This window comes from Actinomadura mexicana (assembly GCF_900188105.1).
Classification (GTDB): domain Bacteria; phylum Actinomycetota; class Actinomycetes; order Streptosporangiales; family Streptosporangiaceae; genus Spirillospora; species Spirillospora mexicana.
In genome coordinates this window covers 81,972-96,910 of sequence record NZ_FZNP01000018.1, presented here as the reverse complement: position 1 = coordinate 96,910, position 14,939 = coordinate 81,972, and the positions used below count along the sequence as shown (strand labels likewise).

Annotated in this window: 12 protein-coding genes; 5 read left to right on the top strand and 7 right to left on the bottom strand. The window is 73.4% G+C overall.

The genetic code is table 11. From position 1 onward, the window contains the following. Positions 1 to 263 precede the first annotated feature (263 nt). The 7 genes from CHC11_RS33775 to mtrA all read right to left on the bottom strand — a co-directional run bounded on the left by CHC11_RS33775 (position 264) and on the right by mtrA (position 9,271). The gene (locus CHC11_RS33775; RefSeq protein WP_245920110.1) at positions 264 to 1,577 is read right to left on the bottom strand and encodes a winged helix-turn-helix domain-containing protein; all 1,314 of its coding nucleotides are present in this window, start codon (positions 1,575 to 1,577) and stop codon (positions 264 to 266) included. Between the two features lie 337 nt (positions 1,578 to 1,914). Then, a complete protein-coding gene (locus CHC11_RS33765; RefSeq protein WP_089315936.1) occupies positions 1,915 to 2,682 on the bottom strand; it encodes a response regulator in 768 nt (255 codons plus the stop codon). A gap of 261 nt (positions 2,683 to 2,943) precedes the next feature. Continuing rightward, positions 2,944 to 3,612 carry a ribosome hibernation-promoting factor, HPF/YfiA family gene (gene hpf / locus CHC11_RS33760; protein WP_089315935.1) on the bottom strand — a complete coding sequence of 223 codons (669 nt, stop codon included), beginning with the start codon at positions 3,610 to 3,612 and terminating at the stop codon, positions 2,944 to 2,946. A gap of 653 nt (positions 3,613 to 4,265) precedes the next feature. Continuing rightward, positions 4,266 to 4,931, bottom strand: coding sequence for a ComF family protein (locus tag CHC11_RS33755; RefSeq protein ID WP_089315934.1), 666 nt, complete (start codon positions 4,929 to 4,931; stop codon positions 4,266 to 4,268). 142 nt (positions 4,932 to 5,073) lie between these two features. After that, positions 5,074 to 6,870 (bottom strand): LpqB family beta-propeller domain-containing protein, encoded by a 1,797-nt coding sequence (locus tag CHC11_RS33750; RefSeq protein WP_089315933.1) that lies wholly within the window; start codon positions 6,868 to 6,870, stop codon positions 5,074 to 5,076. Continuing rightward, positions 6,867 to 8,504 carry an MtrAB system histidine kinase MtrB gene (mtrB, locus tag CHC11_RS33745; RefSeq protein WP_089315932.1) on the bottom strand — a complete coding sequence of 546 codons (1,638 nt, stop codon included), beginning with the start codon at positions 8,502 to 8,504 and terminating at the stop codon, positions 6,867 to 6,869. Before mtrB ends, CHC11_RS33750 begins: the two co-directional genes overlap by 4 nt. 89 nt (positions 8,505 to 8,593) lie before the next feature. After that, complete coding sequence (gene mtrA / locus CHC11_RS33740) at positions 8,594 to 9,271, bottom strand: MtrAB system response regulator MtrA (RefSeq protein ID WP_021598338.1); 678 nt, start codon at positions 9,269 to 9,271, stop codon at positions 8,594 to 8,596. Positions 9,272 to 9,555: 284 nt separating this feature from the next. On the opposite strand from mtrA, the gene CHC11_RS33735 reads away from it, so the two are divergent. From CHC11_RS33735 to CHC11_RS33715, 5 genes are all read left to right on the top strand, one after another. Next, positions 9,556 to 10,686, top strand: coding sequence for a hypothetical protein (locus CHC11_RS33735; RefSeq protein ID WP_089315931.1), 1,131 nt, complete (start codon positions 9,556 to 9,558; stop codon positions 10,684 to 10,686). Continuing rightward, positions 10,683 to 11,360, top strand: a complete 678-nt coding sequence (locus CHC11_RS33730; protein WP_089315984.1) for a DUF4129 domain-containing protein — start codon at positions 10,683 to 10,685, stop codon at positions 11,358 to 11,360. Before CHC11_RS33735 ends, CHC11_RS33730 begins: the two co-directional genes overlap by 4 nt. Next, complete coding sequence (locus CHC11_RS33725; protein WP_245920108.1) at positions 11,354 to 12,553, top strand: DUF4350 domain-containing protein; 1,200 nt, start codon at positions 11,354 to 11,356, stop codon at positions 12,551 to 12,553. Before CHC11_RS33730 ends, CHC11_RS33725 begins: the two co-directional genes overlap by 7 nt. A gap of 68 nt (positions 12,554 to 12,621) precedes the next feature. Then, on the top strand, positions 12,622 to 13,590 hold the full coding sequence (locus CHC11_RS33720; protein ID WP_245920132.1) for an AAA family ATPase: 969 nt from the start codon (positions 12,622 to 12,624) through the stop codon (positions 13,588 to 13,590). Next, positions 13,590 to 14,882, top strand: a complete 1,293-nt coding sequence (locus tag CHC11_RS33715; protein ID WP_089315929.1) for a DUF58 domain-containing protein — start codon at positions 13,590 to 13,592, stop codon at positions 14,880 to 14,882. Before CHC11_RS33720 ends, CHC11_RS33715 begins: the two co-directional genes overlap by 1 nt. The last annotated feature ends 57 nt before the right edge of the window (positions 14,883 to 14,939 follow it).

Sequence of the window (14,939 nt, the reverse complement as noted above, 5' to 3'; positions counted from 1 at the left end):
GCTCCTCGTCCGCGGGAGCCCGCCGGTCTCGGCGGGCGGCTTCTCGGATTTTCGGCGCCGCCCGCCCTCGCGCGTTGGCCCTACCGAAACCTGAGCACCAAGCGGTTGCGCGTTTCAGAAGGCCCCGACTCGGCCAACGACTCCGGCCTGGGCCCATCACCCTCGCGCGTTGCCGCGTCCGGAACCTGAGCACCGAGCGGCTGCGCGTTTCCAAAAGGCCCCTCGCACTCGCACTCGAAGCCTGAGCGCAGACCGGGTAGATCTTACGAGGGGCCTGTGGCGCTCAGAGCGGCTTTGAGGAGGATCGGGGGCAAGGTGGTGCGCTCTACGCGGACGTCGTCGCAGCCGACCCACGCAGCGGCGCGCCACAGGGCGGTGGCGAGGGCCGTCGCCGACGACTCCGTCCGGACGGCCGTGCGGGTCGCCCACGGTTCCAAGGACACCTGGCGGGCGATGAGCGTGCGGCCCTCCCGCGCGGGGTCGACGCGGCCGATGATGCGCCCGCCGGCCAGGAGCGGCATCGCGAAATAGCCGTGGACGCGCTTGGCCTTCGGGACGTACGCCTCCAGGCGATGGTCGAAGCCGAACACGCGCGAGGCGCGGGAGCGGTCCCAGACGAGGGAGTCGAAGGGCGAGAGCAGCGCGGTGACGTGCCTGCCCTTGGGCGGCGAGGCCAGCGCGCCGGGGTCGGCCCAGGCGCGCTGAGCCCATCCCGCGACCTCGACGGGGACGAGCCCGGCCGCCTCGACCACGCGGTCGACCTGGTCCTGCTTGATCCGGTAGTAGTCGGCGAGGTCGCCGCGGGTGGCCACGCCGAGGGCCCGTCCCGCGCGGGCGACGAGGGCGGTCAGGCAGGCGTCGTCGTCGAGATCCAGCGCGAGGAGACCGGCGGGGACGGCGCGTTCGGCGAGGTCGTACACGCGGCGCCAGCCGACCCGCTCGACGCAGACGACCTCACCGATGTCCAGCAGCCACTCGATGCCGATCTTGTGGTCGCTCCAGTCCCACCAGTCGGCGCTGGCCTTGGCGCCGCCGAGCTCCTTGGTGGTGAGCGGTCCGTCCGCACGGAGCCGGCCGCGGATCTCGTCGCAGACGCCCTCGGGCACCTTGTGCCAGCGCCAGCCGCGGCGCAGGTAGGCGCGGCGCCGGAACGCGAACAGCGGCCAGTCGGCCATGGGCAGGATGGACGCGGCGTGGGCCCAGTACTCGAACGTCCCGCCGGTGGTCGAACCGTCGGCGCTCGCCCCGCCGAGAGCCGGACCGTCGAGAGCAGGACCGCCGAGAGCAGGACCGCCGGTGGCCGGTCCGGGAGGCGCGGGCTTCGCGGAGCGGCGTGCTCCGGGCCCGACGGCCCGGCGCCTGCCCCAGTAGGCGGCCTCGATCTTGTCGCGCCCGACCGGCCCGAGGCGCGCGTAGGGCACCAGCTCATGGGACCGGGCCAGGACCGAGATCGTGTCGAGCTGGACGGCGCCGAGCCGTTCCAGCATCGCCGGCACGCCCCCCTTCGGACGCGCCCCCAGAAAACCCTGGGCGCGCAGCTGAAGCCGCCGTGCCTCGTCCGCGCTGAGTTCCACCACGCCGGCGATGCTACGGCACAACACCGACAAACCCGGATTGCCGGTCGCCCTCCCCGCAAGGCAACCGCCCCGACCACCCAAAGCCACGCAGACCACGCGGGGCACGCGGGGCGCGCAGCGTCGCGGGGTACGGCACGGTCACGCCCCGTAGACGTCCCTCACGGAAGGCTTCCTGGCCTCCGGGTAGAGGCACGACCGCGCGGCGGTATAGGCCGGGCTGGTCGTCCTCTCCTTGCTGGTGACCGCGCCGGGGCGCATGGGGCACGGGCGCGCGGGGGAGGGCTTCGCCAGGCGGAGCCCCGGCCCGGTGGTGGCATGGGCCGGGGGGCGTTCTGGGTCAGGTGATCTCTAGGAGTTTTTCGCGGACGGCGTAGACGACGGCCTCCATCCGGGAGTGGAGCTGGAGCTTCTCCAGGATGTTGCGCACGTGGTTCTTCACCGTGTTCTCGGAGATGAACAGCTCGCGCGCGATCTCCCGGTTGCCGAGGCCGCGCGCGACGAGCCGCAGCACCTCCATCTCGCGCTCGGTGAGGCGGGGCGCGGGGACCTGCTGGGTGCGCTCCTCGCTGCGCTTGGCCAGCGAGGCGAACTCGGTGATGAGCTTGGACGCCATCGACGGGCTGATCAGCGACTGGCCGCCGTGCACGGCGCGGACGGCCTGCGGGACCTCGTCGATCGAGATCTCCTTGAGCAGGTAGCCGCTGGCACCGGCCTTGATCGCCTCGAAGAGGTCCTCCTCCTCGTCGCTGATGGTCAGCATGACGATCTTCGCGCTGGGCGCGGCGTCCTTGATCGCGGTGCACGCCTCGATGCCGCTGCGGCGCGGCATCCGGATGTCCAGGAGGACGACGTCCGGCAGCAGGTCGCCGGCCATCTCCACGGCCTGCTGCCCGTCGCCGCCCTCGCCGATGACCTCGATGTCGTCCTCGCCCTGGAGGACCATCTCCAGGCCACGGCGGAACAGCGCGTGGTCGTCGACGATGAGCACGCCGATGGGGTCTGCCGCTCCGGTCGGCGCTTTCGCCTCCCGGCCGGCGGGGGCGGTGCCGGCGCCGGACTGGCGGGGTACCGCCGCGGCGTCGCGAGTCTCGGGCTTCTCGCTCACCAGAGTCGCGGCGTGGAGGAGACGCCGCTTCCCCCCTTCACTATTCAGCGATATGGAACTGCCGGAGGGTCGTTCTCCTACGGGTCGTCCTCGGGAACCTACGGGGTCCGGGGACGAACCCGGGGGATTTCAGACCGGGGTGTCTCCCGGTTAACCGCCGCGCGCCCCGGGAGGTTCCCGGGACGCGCCGCGTCGCGGTCGGCCGATGCGCCTTTTCAGATCATGACATGGTTCGAGCGGTGACGTGACGCGAGTACCGCATCACTCTTCGACAAGCCTGATGACTCCGTAGTCCCAGCCTCGCCTCCGGTAGACGACCGAGGGGTGCCCCGTCGACTTGTCGCGGTACAGGAAGAAGTCGTGGCCGACGAGTTCCATCTCGAAGAGGGCCTGCTCGATGCCCATCGGCTCGGCCTCATGGAACTTCTCGCGGACGACGAGGGGGCCGTCGCCGTCCATGGGGATGGGGACGAGGTTCTCCTCCTGCGGCACCCCCGCGGTTTCGGCCTCGGCCTCCACGGGCGGTGCGGCCGACTCGACGGTCTCGGACGCGACGGCGGGGAGTGCCTCGGGGAGCGTCTCCATCGTGGCGAGCTTGGCGCGGCCCTTGCCGTGGTGCTTCGCGCCGTGCCCCTTGCGCCGCTCCGCGTCGCGGCGGAGCTGCGACTCCAGCTTGTCCAGCGCCAGGTCGAGGGCTCCGTAGCGGTCGTCGGCGGCGGCCTCGGCCCGGATCACCGGACCGCGGGAGCGGATCGTGAGCTCCACTCGCTCGCGCTGGTCGGCAAGGCGGGGGTTGCGTTCCTCTGACACCTCCACGTCCACGCGGATGACCTTCTGGTCGAGCCGCTCGATCTTGGCGAGTTTGCTGTCGACGTGCCGACGGAACCTGTCGTTGACGTCGGTGTGCCGGCCCCTCACGGTGATGTTCACGTGGGACCCCCCTTCTCCCGGTTACGTTTCCTGCCCGTTCCGGGGCCCCTGACAGCCCCGGACGGGTACCAAAGGACGGTGGGTCGCACCCGCCCGGCCGACCTGGTCTTCGTCCCCACATCCGCCTGCTGAGGGGCTCGCGGCGCTTTCGCCACTACTGCCCTTCTCCCGTTTCGGGGGATGTCGGATCCCACGACGGGGCAGGACTTACCTCTAAGGCGCACCGTGATCGGTCGACGAGAAGTCGCCTTACGTGGGCCGTTTCGCCTGCGCCTGGCATCGGCTAGCCGGATCGTCTGCCATGCCCCTGACGGGCACTGCGATCCAACGCAACCACGGACCCGGGCGGGTGCCATGTCAGGAACGCTAACCCCTTACGCCGCGAATGTCAGGGGGGTGCGGCGAGGAAAAACTCACTGACCGTCATCGTTGACTGCCTCAGCGGGGTCTTCTGCCCCCTCTCCGGGGCCCCGTCACGGAGGCGAAACCCCCGTGTGCGCGCCGCTCACGGGCCTGACGCCCGCCCAGGTCAGCTGAGACTGACCCCACGGTGAGTTTCCGAAATCCCTGCCGCCCCATGTCCTAATGTGACTCGATTAACTTCACACTGTCCCCTCACAACACACAGGCCCGACAAGTGCCACTACACGGAGTCACCAGAGCCGGTGCCGGGGCGTCGCCGCGATGGTTGCCGCTCCGGTCACGTCCGCGCCGGCCGCCCGCAGGGCTCGCGCGGCCTCGGCCAGGGAGGCGCCCGTCGTGACCACGTCGTCCACCAGGAGGACGGGGCACCCGGCGACCTCGGCGCGCACCTCGATGGCCCCCGCGAGGTTGGCGGCCCGCTCCCTGGCCGAGAGCCCCGCCTGGTCGGCGACACGCCCTCGCTGCCGCAGGGCGCCGAGCGCGGACACGGGAACACCGCCCGCGCGGAGCCGCCGGACCGCGACGTCCACCGCCCCCCGCAGGGGGTCGTGGCCGCGTCGACGCACGGCTCCGCGCCCCGACGGCACCCACACCACCACCGGCGGGCCGGGGCCGGACGGGAGGGCGGCATGGACGGCCGTCGCCAGGGCCTCCCCCAGCGGGACGGCGAGCGCCGCGCGGCCGCGCTCCTTGTAGGAGGCCAGGATCGTGCGGAGCGGCCCCTCATAGGCCGCCACGGTCCACGGAGGGGGCAGCCCGGCGGGCGCCTGCCCCGCCGGACGCGCCGCCGCCCGCAAGGGGCGCGCGCACGCTTCGCACAGCAGCCCTGGGTGATGCCCGCACCCGGCGCAGCGTTGCGGAAGAAGCAGGTCGATCAGATCGGTGAGAACGCTCATGCCCCCGACGATGCCGGGCGCGCCCGCCCACCGCCCCGCACTCCCCGAACTGTGGACAACTCTCAGTGATCAAGCGGCGGGCGAGCGATCGGACGATGGTGACGCCGCTTCGGCGTGTCGCGGCACGTCCTGGGGGGCGGCGTCAGCCCGGGTAGGCGGGGTCCTTGGCGGGGGTGGGGCAGATCCAGGCGCTGTAGGAGTTGCTCGGGGAGCGCTGGCGGCAGACCTGGTCCCTGCCGGACGAGCGGGTGCCGATGAGGATCGGGGCGCCGGGGGCGGCGGCGATCGTGCGGGGCTCGCCGAGGGAGCCGACCCCCAGGGACGTGATGGCGCTGCCGCTGATCGGCATCAGGAACGGCAGGGTCTGCGAGTCGCGCTTGGCGCGGCCCAGGACGGCGAGGGTGCCGTAGTCGCGCCAGGCGAGGTCGACGGCGTCCTGGAGCTCCGAGCTCACCGGCAGGAAGGAGCCGACGTCCAGGGCGCCCCCGGCCGCCTGGACTATGCGTCCCACCTGGACCTGGGGGCGGCCGTCCACGCGGGCGATCACGGCCGCGCGGACGCCGTCGCGGGCCACGCGGAAGGCGAGGACCTCGCGGCCGCCGAGGCCCCAGTGGGCGGCGCGGACGGGCGGGCGGCCGCGCTTGCGCACCCACAGCGAGGACTCGTCCTTCTTCGTCTCCACGACCCACAGGGTGCCGTCGTGGCTCCAGGTCGGCGCGGTGAAGTGGGCCCCGGGACGCGCGGTCAGCAGGACGCGGGGCGCGGGCTGGCCGGTGACGGGGGCGGCGACGAGGACCTGGCTCTCGTCGGCGCTCAAACCCGCGAACTCCTGGTGGTCGGGGGCGACGGTGGGACGGGAGAGGCGGCCGGCGGCGCCGGTCACGACGGGCTGGGCGCGGTCGCTCTCCAGGGTGCCGAGGAAGCCGGAGGGGCCGACGACGTAGGCGCTCTGCTGGACGCCCCCGGTGGGCACCTGGCCGTCGGGCGAGTTGCCCTCCCAGCCGTTCACGGACTGCGCGGCGTCCGCGCCGTCGGGGGCCACGGTCCTCCCCTCGATCGACAGCCGCCACGACTTGATCTCCGAGAGCTGCCGCATCGTCCACGAGAGCTGCGCCGACATGCGCTCGACGTCGCCGCCGCGGGCCTGGCCCGTGAGGTCGACGGTCGCGACGTCCTTGTCGATCCGCACGCCGCGGCGGAGCCGGGTGCCCTCGGGGAAGGCGGTGTCGACCGCGCCGTTCAGCCAGGAGGTCGGGCCGGCCAGCAGGGCCTGGACGAGCTGGGTGGGCAGCGTCTGCCGGTTCACGACGGGCAGGAAGATGCCGTTCGGGACGAGGGTGCGCCGGTCGGGCGCGAAGAAGTACAGGTTGACGGTGCGCATGGCGCGCTCGACGTCGTCCTTGGTGAGCAGCAGGCCGGCCTTGTCGTCCCCGGGCAGGCCGGTGATACGCCAGACGCCCTGCGGGGTCCTGGAGAGCTGGAACGTGGCGTCGAGCGCCTTCGGGGAAGCGGTGTACTGGCCGTCGGCGGTGATCGTGCCGAGCTCCTCGCCGGTGACGCGGACGGTCGCCTGGTTCCCGGACGACTTGATCACGTGCGGGTCGGTGATGCGGCCCGCCAGCACGGTCACGAAGGGCCGCAGGCCGGGGTTCCAGGAGGTCTGGCCGGACAGGTACTGCTTGGCGACCTTGTGGCCGTCGTCGAAGCTCGCGGACGCGGAGAGGAAGCCCGAGACGATCTGGGCGGGGCCCCACTCGGGGCGCGGCTTCACCGGGATCAGCCGGACGTACGGGTCGTCGACGCGCTCGGCGCGCTCGGCGGGCTTGCCGGAGACGACCTGCCCGCCGCTCGGGACGGTCGCGCAGCCGGCGCCGCCCAGGACCAGGACGGCGACGGCGAGCAGGCTCGTGATCCGCCGGGTTCCCGCGCAGGGGCTCATTCGCCCGCCTCCAGCTCCGCGAACAGCGGGCGGGCGTCACCGGCCCCCGGGGGGACGAGCGGCAGCGGCGAGCCCCTCAGTTCGGCCCCGGCCACGCGCGGCAGCGAGAGGCGGAACTGCGAGCCCGCGCCGGGCTCCCCCCACGCCTGGAGCCAGCCGCCGTGCAGCTGCGCGTCCTCCCGGGAGATCGACAGGCCGAGGCCGGTGCCGCCGGTGGTGCGGGCGCGGGCCGGGTCGGCGCGCCAGAAGCGGTCGAAGACCATCTGCCCCTCCCCCGGTTTCAGCCCGACCCCGTGGTCGCGGACGGAGACGGCTACGGCGTCGCGGTCGGCGCCCACGGAGACGATGATGTCCTCGCCATCGCCGTGCTCGACGGCGTTGACGAGGAGGTTGCGCAGGATGCGCTCGACGCGGCGGCGGTCGACCTCGGCCATGCAGGGCTCGCCCGGCAACTGGAGGACGACCTTGCTGCCCTTGCGCTCGGCGAGGTTCTGGATGTCGCCGACGACGCGCAGCACGAGGTCGCGCATGTCGAGGGACTCGGCGTCGAGCGTCGCGGCGCCGGCGTCGTGCCGGCTGATCTCCAGCAGGTCGGCCAGGAGCGACTCGAACCGCTCCAGCTGGCTCTGCAGCAGCTCCGCGGACCGCCCGACGGACGGGTCGGCGAAGCCGTCGCGGTTCTCGTAGAGCATGTCCGCGGCGATCCTGATGGTGGTCAGGGGCGTGCGCAGCTCGTGGGAGACGTCCGAGACGAACTGGCGCTGCACCTGCGACAGGTCCTCCAGCTCGCCGATCTTCTCCTGGAGGTTGGCGGCCATGTCGTTGAAGGAGCGGGCGAGCCGGGCCAGGTCGTCCTCGCCCCGGACCCGCATGCGCTCTTCGAGGCGTCCGGCCGCGAGCCTCTGCGCGCCCTGGGCGGCGAGTCGCACCGGGATGACCACCTGCCGGGTGACCAGGGAGGCGATGGCGGCCAGCAGCAGCACCAGGACGATGCCCACTCCGGCCAGGGAGCGGCTGACGTTGGTCAGGGTCTGCTGCTCCTGCGTCAGCGGGAACAGGTAGTACAGCTCGAACTGGCCGGTCTTGCCGCCGACGATGAGGCCGCGCTCGTCAGAGCGGTCTCCGATGTAGGAGAGCTTGCCGTAGGTGTAGGCGCGGGACCCGGCGGGCGCGTTCTTCAGCTCCTCGCGGAGCCGCTTGGGGACGCTCTCCCGGCGCAGCTCGTTGGTGGTGTACCCGTCGAAGTACTGCTCGGTGGTGTCGCGGATGTAGACCTCGTAGAGCCCGGAGGGGCCGCTGCGGGCCTTGAGCCGGTCGATGGTCGAGTTCAGCCTGCTGCCGTCCCCTGCCGAGTTGCCCAGGTCGCGCTGGACCTGCGCCAGGCCGTCGTCCAGTTGCAGACGGGCCGCCTTGACCTTGCCGTCCATCAGCGCGGACGACACCTGCTGCATGAGGAACGCGCCCAGGATCGCCACCACGATCGCCGAGATGAACAGGGTGGAGGTGACGACGCGGACCTGGATCGACCGGCGCCAGCGCAGGTAGCCGGCGCCCGCGGCGCCCTGCACGACGCGGCGGACCGCGCCCAGCGCGCGCCGGACGAACCGCTTCGCCCTCCCCAGGTCGACGTTCATGGGAGGTCCGCGAGGCGGCGCGGCGGTCCGGAAGGGCGCTGGTCGGTCATCGGCGTGTCACGGGGATCGCGGCGGACGGCGGGACGGCCTCAGGCCGGGCCGGCCTTGTAGCCGACCCCGCGCACGGTGACGACGATCTCGGGCCGTTCCGGGTCCTTCTCGATCTTGGCGCGGAGCCGCTGGACGTGCACGTTCACCAGCCGGGTGTCGGCGGCGTGCCGGTAGCCCCAGACCTGCTCCAGCAGCACTTCGCGGGTGAACACCTGGCGGGGCTTGCGGGCGAGGGCGACCAGCAGGTCGAACTCCAGCGGCGTGAGCGGGATGTGCCGGTCGCCGCGCTTGACCGAGTGGCCGGCGACGTCGATGGTGATGTCGCCGATCTGCAGGGTCTCGGGCGCGGGCTCGTCGGTGCGGCGCAGGCGGGCGCGCACGCGCGCCACCAGCTCCTTGGGCTTGAACGGCTTGACGATGTAGTCGTCGGCGCCCGACTCCAGGCCGAGGACGACGTCCACCGTGTCGCTCTTGGCGGTCAGCATGACGATCGGCACGCCGGACTCGGCGCGGATCTGCCGGCACACGTCGATGCCGTCGGCCCCCGGCAGCATCAGGTCGAGCAGCACGAGGTCGGGCCGGGTCTCCCGGAACGCCTCCAGCGCCTTGTCGCCGTCGTGGACGAACGACGGCTCGAAGCCCTCGCCCCTCAGCACGATGCCGAGCATCTCGGCGAGCGCGAGATCGTCGTCGACGACCAGTACACGTCCTCTCATGGCCCTCATCGTCACAGTCGGGGTTCGGTGGAGTGGGGCGCGATGCTCCTGCGCCACCTCACCAGGGAGAGTTATGCCTTGGCGTGCAAGGTTACCCGCGTTTGCGTCGTACGGCGCTCCTCCGCATCGTCCGGGCGACTCGCCATCGTAGACGCGAGTCCCGAAACCGGCGCAAGATCTAGGCCGCGCCCGTGACAGGATGACCTGACCGGCGGCCGCGTACCGGCCCGGATCGGGCCAGATCGGACGGGCCGCCGACCCGCCGGAGAGCGCAGGGAGACGGGATGCCGGGACCGGACGGCTGGGACGACGACGCCGGCGCCACCGGTGTGGCGCGGGGCGTTCCGTTCCGTCCCATGTCCATCTCGGAGATGCTGGACGGCGCGATCGCCGGCATCCGGCGCAGGCCGCGCGCCACGCTGGGCCTGTCGGTGGCGGTCTGCACGGTGATCCAGGTGACGAGCTCGGTCGCCGCGTACTTCTTCATCGGCGACGAGGCCCGCGACGAGGTCACCCCCGACCTGCTGATGGAGTCCCTCGGCGCCCAGCTGACCCTGTCGCTGCTGGGGCTGGTGCTGTCGGCGTTCGGGATCCTGCTGCTGGCGGGGCTGGTGGCGCCGATCCTGGGGCGCGAGCTCCTCGGAATGCCGGCCGCGCCGGGGCAGGCGTGGCGGGACGCCCGGCCGCGGCTCGGACGGCTGGTCGCCACCGCGTCGGCCGTCATGGGCGTCTCGCTGGGCGCGCTGGTCCTGCCGGTCGTCCCGTTCCTCCTCCTGATCGCCGCCGGGGAGCGTCCGGCGTTCGCGGTGCTCGCGGGGATCTTCGGTTTCCCCCTCGGCATCGGGCTGATGGTGTGGCTGTACATCCTGTTCGTGCAGGCGGTTCCGGCGGTCGTCCTGGAGCGGCGGACGGTCGGCGGCGCGCTGCGCCGCGCGATGACCCTGTCCAAGGGGCGATGGTTCCGGACGTGCGGGACGCTCCTGCTGGCCCTGCTCGTGACCGTTTTCATGGGCTTCTTCGCGTTGCGGATCCCGTTCCTGTTCGCACAGTTGATCTTTTTTGGCGACTCCTCCGGCAGCGGGTCGACGATGGGCGCGCTCGCCGTGGACACCGTGGGGCGGATCGTGAGCTGGTCCGTGGTGATGCCGTTCGACGCGGGTGTGATCGCTTTGCTCTACATGGACCGGCGCATGCGCCGCGAGGGCTTCGACCTGGACCTGCGCACCCGGGGACGTTCGGCCGCGGCCGTCGCCGCCGGGGAGCGGGGAGCCGCGGGAGAGCAGGGCGACGGCGAGCGGGACGAGGGGTTCATCGGCCTGTGGCGGACGGGCCCTGCGCAGACCGGCCCTGCGCAGACCGGCCCTGCGCAGACCGGCTATGCGCAGGCACGTCCGTGGACGGGGGCGGGCACGTGATTCTCGATCCGATCGGCCGCGACGAGGCCCGCGAGATGGCCCGCCGCGAGCTGGAGAAGCAGGTCTACCAGCGCGACAAGCCGTCCTGGCTGGAGCGGGCCTGGGAGGACTTCGCCGAGTGGCTGCGCCATCTGTTCGACAAGGCGCCCACCTCGGAGTCCCAGAGCAGCGGCGGCGGGTGGATCTCCATCGCCGTCGTCGTCGCCGTCGTGCTGGTCGCGGTCGCGCTGGTGGTGTGGCTGATGTGGGGGCGCCGGAACCCGCGCTCCCGCAAGGACCCGCTGCTGGAGGACGCGCCGTCCACGGCGCTCGACCACCGGGAGGCGGCGGAGCGGCACGCGGAGGCCGGGCGGTGGGCCGAGGCGATCCGCGAGCGGCTGCGCGCCGTCGCCCGCGACCTCGAGGAACGCGCGGTGCTGTCGGCGCACCCCGGCCGGACCGCCGACGAGCTGGCGGCCGAGGCGGGCGAGGCGGTGCCGGAGCTGGCCGGCGAGCTGGCGGCGGGCGTGCGGATCTTCGACGACGTCTGGTACGGGGACCGCCCCGGCACCCCCGAGGGATACGCCCGGATGAAGGAACTGGACGAGCGGCTGCGCGCGGCGCGGCCGAAGCCCCTGGAGTCCGGCGACCTCACTCTGGCCGGAACCGGCGACGAAGGGGGGCCGCGGTGGTGACGGCCTCCCCGCCGCGCGACACGCGGCCCGCCGCGGAGGCGTCCGCCCGGCAGGTCGCGGGGCGCCGCTGGCGGTCGGCGCGCGGCGTCGTCGCGGCGGTCCTGGCGATGATCGTGGTCGCGGTGGTACTGGCCGCGCTGCGCCCCTCCGCCTCGGCCGAGGCGCTGGACCCGGAGTCGCCGAAGCAGGACGGCAGCCGGGCGCTCGCGGAGATCCTCCGGGAGCACGGCACGCCGGTGACGGTGGCCCGGAACACCGGCGACGCCCTCGGCGCGGCCGGGCCGGGCACGGTCCTGGTGGTGACCCGCACGGAGCGGCTCACCGAGGAGGACCTCGCCCGGCTGGGCGGCGTCCCGGCGGACGTTCTGCTCGTCCGGCCGACGTCGTTCGCGCTGGAGGCGTTCGCCCCGCAGGTGCGCAGGCGGGGCCCGTCGTCCGAGGAGATCGCCGGGCCGCGCTGCAACCTGCCCGTGGCGTCGCTCGCGGGGGCGGTCGACTTCCACGAGTCGGAGACCTACGAGGTCACGGGCGCCGGCACGGCCTGCTACCGGACCGACTACGGCGACGCGAGGCTCGTCCAGGTCAGCACCGGCGCGCACACCGTGACGGTGCTCGGCTCGACGGCGCCGCTGACGAACCGGCGGCTCACCGAGGAGGGCAACGCGGCCCTCGGCATGAACCTGGCCGGTGCGGGCACGTCCGCGGTCTGGCTCGCCCCGGACCTGCCGACGACGGGTTCCGGCGCGGGGCAGCGCTCGCTCGGCGATCTGCTGCCGTTCGGCGTGAAGCTGCTCGTCCTCCAACTGCTCGTCGCGGTACTGCTGGTGGCCCTGTGGCGGGCCCGCCGCCTCGGCCCGGTCGTGGCGGAGGCGCTGCCCGTCGTCGTCCGGTCCGCCGAGACGGTCGAGGGCCTCTCCCGCCTGTACCGCGCCGGGCACGCCCGCGACCGGGCCTCCGACGCGCTGCGCTCCGGCGCCCGCGAACGGCTCGTGCCGCTCCTCGGACTCCCCCGCAGCAGCGCGCAGGACCCCTCCGCCGCACGGGAGATCGTCGCGGCGGTCGCCCGCCGCACGGCGTACGCAGAGACGTACGTCGGAGCGGCCCTGTACGGTCCTGAACCCTTGGACGACGCCGGGCTGATCGCCCTCACCGACGTCCTCGACGACCTGGAAAGGCAGGTACGCCAGTCTTGAACCCCCCTGTAGAGCTCGGGAAGGACGACGTGCCCGGCGGCGCCCCCGGCGGCGCGGGGCCGGGCACGATCTCCGAGGACGCCCGGCGCCAGGCCGAGACGGCCCGCGCGGCGCTCGCGGCCCTGCGCGGTGAGGTCGCCAAGACGGTCGTCGGCCAGGACTCCGTGGTCACCGGAATGGTGATCGCGCTGCTCTGCCGCGGCCACGTGCTGCTGGAGGGCGTCCCCGGCACGGCCAAGACGCTGCTCGTCAAGACCCTGTCGCGGGCCCTCGACCTGGACTTCAAGCGCGTCCAGTTCACCCCCGACCTGATGCCCGGCGACGTGACCGGCTCGCTGGTGTACGACAACCGGACGGCGGAGTTCGAGTACCGCGAGGGTCCGGTCTTCACCAACCTCCTGCTCGCCGACGAGATCAACCGGACGCCTCCCAAGACGCAGGCCTCCCTCCTGGAGGCCATGGAGGAGCGCCAGGTCTCGGTGGAGGGCGCCGCGCGGCCTCTGCCCGACCCGTTCGTGGTGTGCGCGACGCAGAACCCGATCGAGTACGAGGGGACCTATCCCCTGCCCGAGGCCCAGCTCGACCGGTTCCTGGTCAAGCTGACGGTGCCCGTCCCCACGCGGGACGAGGAGATCTCCATGCTCCAGCGGCACGCCTCCGGGTTCGACCCCCGCGACCTGTCCGAGGTGAAGCCGGTCGCCGGAGCGGCCGAGCTGGCCGCCGGGCAGGCCGCCGTCAGGACCGTGCACCTCGACCCCAAGGTCGCCGCCTACGTGGTGGACCTGTGCAGGGCCACCCGGCAGTCCCCGTCCCTCCAGCTCGGCGTGTCGCCGCGCGGTGCGACGGCGCTGCTGGCCACGTCCCGCGCCTGGGCGTGGCTGTCGGGCCGCGACTACGTCACGCCGGACGACGTGAAGGCGCTGGCCAGGCCCACGCTCCGGCACCGCGTCCAGCTGCGTCCCGAGGCGGAACTGGAGGGCGCGACCGCCGACGGCGTGCTGGAGGGCATCCTCGCCCACGTCCCCGCACCGCGCTGATGGCGCTGACCGGGCGTCTCGGGCTGCTGGCCCTCCTCGGCGCGGTCGTCCCGCTGATCGCGCCGAGCTGGTGGACGCTCCTCGCGGTGTGGGGCGTCCTGCTGCTCGGGGTCGCCGCCGACCTCGCCCTGGCGGGAAACGTGCGGGCCCTGCGCTTCCACCGCGCGGGCGACACCAACGTGCGCCTCGGCGAGACGGCCCAGGTCGCGCTGATCGTTGAGAACCTCGGCCGGCGGCGCCTCAAGGCCCGGCTGCGGGACGTGTGGCCGCCCAGCGCGGGCGCAGCGCCCCGCGTGGTGAAGGTGGACGTGCCCGCCGGGGAACGGCGCCGCGTCGAGATGGCGCTGACGCCGACCCGGCGCGGCGACCGGAAGGCCGTCACCGTCGTCGTCCGCTCCGTGGGGCCGCTCGGACTGGCCGCGCGGCAGCTCTCGCGTCCCGCGCCCTGGACCGTCCGGGCGCTGCCCGCGTTCCCGTCCCGCCGCCACCTGCCCGCCAAGCTCGCGCGGCTGCGGGAGCTGACGGGCGCGCACGTCGCGCTGATCCGCGGGCAGGGCACCGAGTTCGACTCCCTGCGCGAGTACGTGGACGGCGACGACGTCCGGTCCATCGACTGGCGCGCCACGGCGCGGCGCGGCGACGTGGTCGTGCGGACCTGGCGCCCCGAACGCGACCGGCGCATCTACCTCGTCCTCGACACCGGCCGCACGTCCGCGGGCCGCGTCGGCGACGTCCCCCGGCTCGACTGCTCGATGGACGCGGCGCTGCTGCTCGGCGCCCTGGCGTCCCGCGCCGGCGACCGCGTCGACCTGCTCGCCTACGACCGCCGCGTCCGCGCCCGCGTCGAGGGCGCGTCCCGCACCGACCTGCTGCCCGCGATGGTGCACGCCCTCGCGCCGCTGGACCCGGAGCTGCTCGAATGCGACGCCGCCGGGATGGTGTCGACGCTGATGGCGCGCGTCCGGCAGCGGTGCCTCGTCGTGCTGCTCACCGAGCTGAACACCGCCGCGATCGAGGAGGGGCTGCTGCCGCTGCTGCCGCAGCTCACCGCCCGGCACCTCGTCATGATCGCCGCGGTGTCGGACCCGCGGGTCGCGGAGATGGCGGAGGGCCGCGGCGACCTCGCGTCCGTCTACGACGCCGCCGCCGCCGAGCGCGCCCGAGCCGAACGCCGCCGCCTGACAGCCGAACTACGGCGCCACGGCGTAGAGGTGGTGGACGCTCCGCCCGCAGACCTGGCCCCCGCACTGGCCGACGCCTACCTGGCCCTCAAAGCGGCCGGGCGCTTGTAACTGCTTCGCTCGAATCTGCCTTCGGACGCGATCGCGACCTTGAGGTTGTCGCGGGGT

What these genes read in the sequence shown, in the direction of transcription:
- CHC11_RS33755 (WP_089315934.1), bottom strand. Translation starts at nt 4,931, where the DNA reads ATGAGCGTTCTCACCGATCTGATCGACCTGCTTCTTCCGCAACGCTGC.
- CHC11_RS33750 (WP_089315933.1), bottom strand. Translation starts at nt 6,870, where the DNA reads ATGAGCCCCTGCGCGGGAACCCGGCGGATCACGAGCCTGCTCGCCGTC.
- CHC11_RS33735 (WP_089315931.1), top strand. Translation starts at nt 9,556, where the DNA reads ATGCCGGGACCGGACGGCTGGGACGACGACGCCGGCGCCACCGGTGTG.
- mtrB (WP_089315932.1), bottom strand. Translation starts at nt 8,504, where the DNA reads ATGAACGTCGACCTGGGGAGGGCGAAGCGGTTCGTCCGGCGCGCGCTG.
- mtrA (WP_021598338.1), bottom strand. Translation starts at nt 9,271, where the DNA reads ATGAGAGGACGTGTACTGGTCGTCGACGACGATCTCGCGCTCGCCGAG.
- CHC11_RS33715 (WP_089315929.1), top strand. Translation starts at nt 13,590, where the DNA reads ATGGCGCTGACCGGGCGTCTCGGGCTGCTGGCCCTCCTCGGCGCGGTC.